This window comes from Pseudomonas sp. EGD-AK9 (assembly GCF_000465935.2).
GTDB lineage: Bacteria > Pseudomonadota > Gammaproteobacteria > Pseudomonadales > Pseudomonadaceae > Aquipseudomonas.
The window spans coordinates 1-4,408 of record NZ_AVOF01000267.1; the positions used below are offsets into that span (position 1 = coordinate 1).

Annotated in this window: 5 protein-coding genes and 1 pseudogene; 2 read left to right on the plus strand and 4 right to left on the minus strand. The window is 66.8% G+C overall.

From position 1 onward, the window contains the following. A partial coding sequence (locus tag N878_RS26845; protein ID WP_256218091.1) for a 2-dehydropantoate 2-reductase N-terminal domain-containing protein occupies window positions 1–112 on the minus strand: 112 nt, incomplete at its 3' end. After that, window positions 109–1,071: a response regulator gene (locus tag N878_RS13410; RefSeq protein WP_021444164.1), complete on the minus strand. Its 963-nt coding sequence runs from the start codon at window positions 1,069–1,071 to the stop codon at window positions 109–111. The genes N878_RS13410 and N878_RS26845, both read right to left, overlap by 4 nt. Window positions 1,072–1,207: 136 nt before the next feature. On the opposite strand from N878_RS13410, the gene N878_RS13415 reads away from it, so the two are divergent. Both N878_RS13415 and N878_RS13420 read left to right on the plus strand, forming a co-directional pair. Beyond that, window positions 1,208–1,687, plus strand: coding sequence for a YajQ family cyclic di-GMP-binding protein (locus N878_RS13415; protein ID WP_021444165.1), 480 nt, complete (start codon window positions 1,208–1,210; stop codon window positions 1,685–1,687). Window positions 1,688–1,788: 101 nt separating this feature from the next. Beyond that, window positions 1,789–2,616: a mechanosensitive ion channel family protein gene (locus N878_RS13420; RefSeq protein ID WP_021444166.1), complete on the plus strand. Its 828-nt coding sequence runs from the start codon at window positions 1,789–1,791 to the stop codon at window positions 2,614–2,616. Between the two features lie 55 nt (window positions 2,617–2,671). On the opposite strand, the gene N878_RS13425 is transcribed toward N878_RS13420, so the two are convergent. Both N878_RS13425 and N878_RS13430 read right to left on the minus strand, forming a co-directional pair. Beyond that, entirely contained in the window at window positions 2,672–4,216 is a 1,545-nt protein-coding gene (locus tag N878_RS13425; RefSeq protein WP_021444167.1) for an AmpG family muropeptide MFS transporter, read from the minus strand. A 37-nt stretch (window positions 4,217–4,253) separates the two neighbouring features. Next, window positions 4,254–4,408: pseudogene (locus tag N878_RS13430) on the minus strand (DNA base-flipping protein YbaZ); the annotation flags it as partial.

The window sequence follows — 4,408 nt, forward strand, 5'->3', positions numbered from 1 at the left end:
CCGCCAGGCGTTCGCGGTTACGCAGGATCAGCCGTACCGGCAGGCCGGCGCGGGCCAGGCGGGCGGCCCACAGGCTGCCCAGGCTGCCGGCACCGAGAACGTGCCAGGTCACAGCAGCGGCAGGCGCATGGCGGCGACCCGGCCGCTGGCGTAGGACTCGGCCAGCAGGCCTTCGGCATGGCGAATCAGCTGTTCCGGATCGGTGGGCAGGGCCTTGGCGTCCAGGCCCACCAGGCTGATGCCGGCCTTGAGCGTGACAAAGCCTTCGCTGGTCTTGAACGCCTTGAGGTTGAGGCCCTCGTGCAGGCGCTTGAAGCTGCTCGGCGAGCATTCGTGGAGGTCTTCGAGCAGGGTGATCAGGCCGAAGTGGTTGTCGTCCAGGCGGGTCAGCACGTCCAGCGGCCGCACCAGTTGCTGCAGGCGCCGGGCCACGCCGTGCAGCAGCTCGTTGTAGAAGCGGTCGCCGAACTTGCGGTGCAGCTGGCCGGCCTCTGGCAGGCCGATCAGCAGGTAGCACACCGCGCCGCCGCGCGACTCCACCTGGCGCAGGCTGTCGGCCAGCTTCTGCCGCAGGTAGCGCGGGTTGCCCAGGCCGGTGAGCGGGTCGACCAGGTTGCGCCGCTCCAGGCTGGCGATGTTCTGCGTCAGCAGGCGGTTTTCCTGCAGCAGGCGCTGCAGGGTATTGCACAGACGGTCGGCGGCGTAGACCCGCGGCACCAGTTGCTCGTTCATCGCCGCCTTGCTGATGAAGTCGTCGACGCCGCGATCGAAGGCCTCGCCCAGCACGTTCTCGCCCTCCTTGCCGGTGAGCAGGATGACGTAGGTGTAGTGATCGGCCGTCTCGTCCAGCTGGCGCACCCGCGCGGTCAGCTCCAGGCCATCTATCTCGGGCATCAGCCAGTCGGCCAGAAGTACGCTGGCGGGACGCTCTTCGAGCAGCTGCAGGGCCTCGGCGGCGCTGCTGGCGAAGCGCACGTCCTGGTAGCCGGCCTGGCTCAGGGCGCGACCGATCATGGCGCTGGAGAACTTGGCGTCGTCCACCACCAGGATGCTGAGATGGGGGTTGGGCATGGGTAGGCTCGCGACAGAGAGGAAGGACGCCAAACGGCGTGGATCAGTCCGGTTATAATGGGCCCGCCATAGTTATCGTCAAGTCAGGCGCGTTCACTCCGTGAAGGGGATCGCGCCGTCCATCAGGAGCAAGCCCATGCCTTCGTTCGACGTGGTGTCGGAACTGGACAAACACGAACTGACCAACGCGGTCGACAATGCCGTCAAGGAACTCGATCGCCGTTTCGATCTGCGCGGCAAGTGCAGCATCGAAAGCAAGGACAAGACCCTCACCCTGACCGCCGAAGCCGAGTTCATGCTCGAGCAGGTGCTCGACATCGTGCGCAGCAGCCTGATCAAGCGCAAGATCGACTGTCAGTGCATGGAAGCCAAGGAGGCCTACGCCTCCGGCAAGGTGATGAAACAGGAGGTGACCTTCCGCGAGGGCATCGACAAGGAGCTGGCGAAGAAGATCGTCGCCCATATCAAGGACGCCAAGCTCAAGGTGCAGGCCGCCATCCAGGGCGAGCAGGTGCGCATCACCGGCAAGAAGCGCGATGACCTGCAGGAGGCCATCGCCCTGCTGCGCGGTCACGATTTCGGCATGCCGCTGCAGTACAACAACTTCCGCGATTGAACCTTTGCCGCCTAGCGGCGTCGCAACGCAGGATTGATAGCATTCTGACCGCCATGGCATGCCATGGCGGTGTCGTTTCATGCACAGGAAAGGAGTACCCCATGGAGATGAACGTCGACGAATTGGTGAAGCTCTCGGAGGCCTGGCTGCCGGTGGTGCTGGAGTACAGCGGCAAGCTGACCCTGGCGCTGATCACCCTGCTGATCGGCTGGTGGCTGATCGGCCGGCTGACCGCCAGCATCGGTCGTCTGCTCGAGGCGCGGCGCGTGGATCGGGCGCTGAGCAGCTTTATCGGCAGCCTGGTCAGCATCGTGCTGCGCATTCTGCTGCTGATCAGCGTGGCCTCGATGATCGGCGTGGAGACCACTTCCTTCATCGCCATGATCGGTGCCGCCGGCCTGGCCATCGGTCTGGCCCTGCAGGGCAGCCTGGCCAACTTCGCCGGCGGCGTGCTGATCATGCTGTTCCGCCCGTTCCGCGCCGGCGACTGGATCGAGGCCCAGGGCGTGGCCGGTAGCGTCGACAGCATCCAGATCTTCCACACCACGCTGAAGACCGCCGACAACAAAGTGGTCATCGTGCCCAACGGCAGCCTGTCCAACGGCCACATCACCAACTATTCGCGCGAACCGCGCCGGCGTGCCGACATCAATATCGGCATCGACTACTCCAGCGACATCAAGCGCGCCCGCGAAGTGCTGCTGGAGATCGCCAAGGACCCGCGCGTGCACCTCGATCCGGCGCCGGTGGTGTTCGTCACCGGTCTGGGTGACAGCGCGGTCAACCTGTCGCTGCGGGTGTGGGTGGCCACCGCCGATTTCTGGCCGGTGACCTTCGAGTTCACCGAGCTGGCCAAGGAGCGCCTGACCGCCGCCGGCATCGGCATCCCCTTCCCGCAGCGGGTGGTGCACCTGGCCAAGGCCGACTGAGGCGTAGCGGATGGAAAAAGCCCCGGCAGGTCCGGGGCTTTTTTCTGTCTGTCGTTCAGGCCTTCTCCGCCGGCGCTACCGGCGTGTCGCCGTTGGGCTGGCGGCGGTCGCGGCCCCACTGCAGGGCGATCAGGATCAGCGTGGGGATGCCGAGCAGCGCGGTGGCGAGGAAGAAGTGGGCGTAGCCGAGCTTCTCCACCATCACCCCGGAGTAGCCGCCGATCAGGCGCGGCAGCAGCAGCATGATGGAGCTGAGCAGGGCGTACTGGGTGGCGGAGAACTTCAGGTTGGTCAGGCTCGACAGGTAGGCGACGAAGGCCGCGGTGGCCAGGCCGGCGCTGAAGTTGTCGCAGCTGATGGTGACGATCAGCATGTTCAGGTGCGGGCCCATGCCCACCAGCAGCATGAACAGCAGGTTGGTCGCCGCCGAGGCGAAGGCGCCGATCAGCAGGATCGGCATGATGCCGAAGCGCACGATCAGCAGGCCGCCCATGCCGGCGCCGAGCAGGGTCATGACCAGGCCGAACAGCTTGCTGACGCTGGCGATCTGATCCTTGGAAAAGCCCTGGTCGATATAGAAGACGTTGGCCATCACCCCCATCACCGTGTCCGACAGCCGGTAGGTGGCGATCAGGCCCAGCAGCAGCAGGGCCTGCCAGCGGTAACGCAGGATGAAGTCGTTGACCGGGGTCAGCACCGGCGCCAGGCTGCGCCGGCCCATGGCCGACAGGCACAGCGCGGTGAGGATGGTGTAGAGCAGGGCGCGCAGGAAGGCGCGGTCCTCCAGCAGCAGGTCGAGCAGGCTGGCCTCGCCGCGCAGCACGCTGGCGAAGTCGGTGTGGAAGAACTGGGTGAACATCGCCGGCACCGACACCAGCAGTACGATCAGCACCAGCACCGAGAGGATCTGCCGCACGAAGCCGTACTTGGCCGCCGCCAGCTGGGTCTTCAGCGGCACCGGCGGCTCGCGCATCCACAGGCTGGTGAGCAGGCCCGGCAGCATCAGTAGGGCGAACACCAGGTAGGTGCCGGCCCAGGCGCCGTGCTTGTACAGCTGCGCGGTGGAGCCGAAGCCCTCGGCGAAATACAGCGCGCCGGCGGTGGCGAGCAGCGCGGCGACCCGGTAGCCGGCCATGTAGGCGGCGGCCAGGGCGGCCTGACGGGTGTCGTCGACGATCTCCAGGCGGTAGGCGTCCACCGCGATGTCCTGGGTGGCCGAGGCGAAGGCCACCACCACCGCCAGGGCGATCAGCCAGCTGAGCTGGGTTTGCGGGTCGAAGCTGGCCATGCCGACCAGACCGACGGCGATCAGGCTCTGCGCCAGCACCAGCCAGGAGCGGCGCCGGCCCAGCTTGCCCAGCAGCGGCAGGCGCCATTGGTCGAGCATCGGCGCCCACACCCATTTGAAGGCGTAGGCCAGGCCGATCAGGCTGGCGAAGCCGATGGTCTCGCGCGCCACGCCGGCTTCGCGCAGCCACACCGACAGGGTGGAGAACACCAGCATGTAAGGCAGGCCGGCGGCGAAGCCGAGCAGGAGCAGTGCCAGGGTGGCGGGGCTGGCATAGGTGGCGAGGGCTTCTCGCCAGGATTTGCGTGGCATCGGGCTCGAATCTGGGGAACGGGTGATAGCGCGCACTCTAACCGCTGTGCTCCATCGGGCGCCAGCCGTGCCGACGGATATCCACCCGTTCGTTCAGGATACTGATGCCTTCGGCGCGCAAGCGCGCGCGCTGCTCGTTGCCCGCCGGCGTTCCGGCGCCCAGGCTCAGGCGTCCGCCGGCGCCGAGCACCC

Bases quoted from the DNA above. Each gene is read 5' to 3' on its own strand.
- N878_RS13410 (WP_021444164.1), bottom strand. From the start codon at position 1,071: ATGCCCAACCCCCATCTCAGCATCCTGGTGGTGGACGACGCCAAGTTC.
- N878_RS13420 (WP_021444166.1), top strand. From the start codon at position 1,789: ATGGAGATGAACGTCGACGAATTGGTGAAGCTCTCGGAGGCCTGGCTG.
- N878_RS13415 (WP_021444165.1), top strand. From the start codon at position 1,208: ATGCCTTCGTTCGACGTGGTGTCGGAACTGGACAAACACGAACTGACC.
- N878_RS13425 (WP_021444167.1), bottom strand. From the start codon at position 4,216: ATGCCACGCAAATCCTGGCGAGAAGCCCTCGCCACCTATGCCAGCCCC.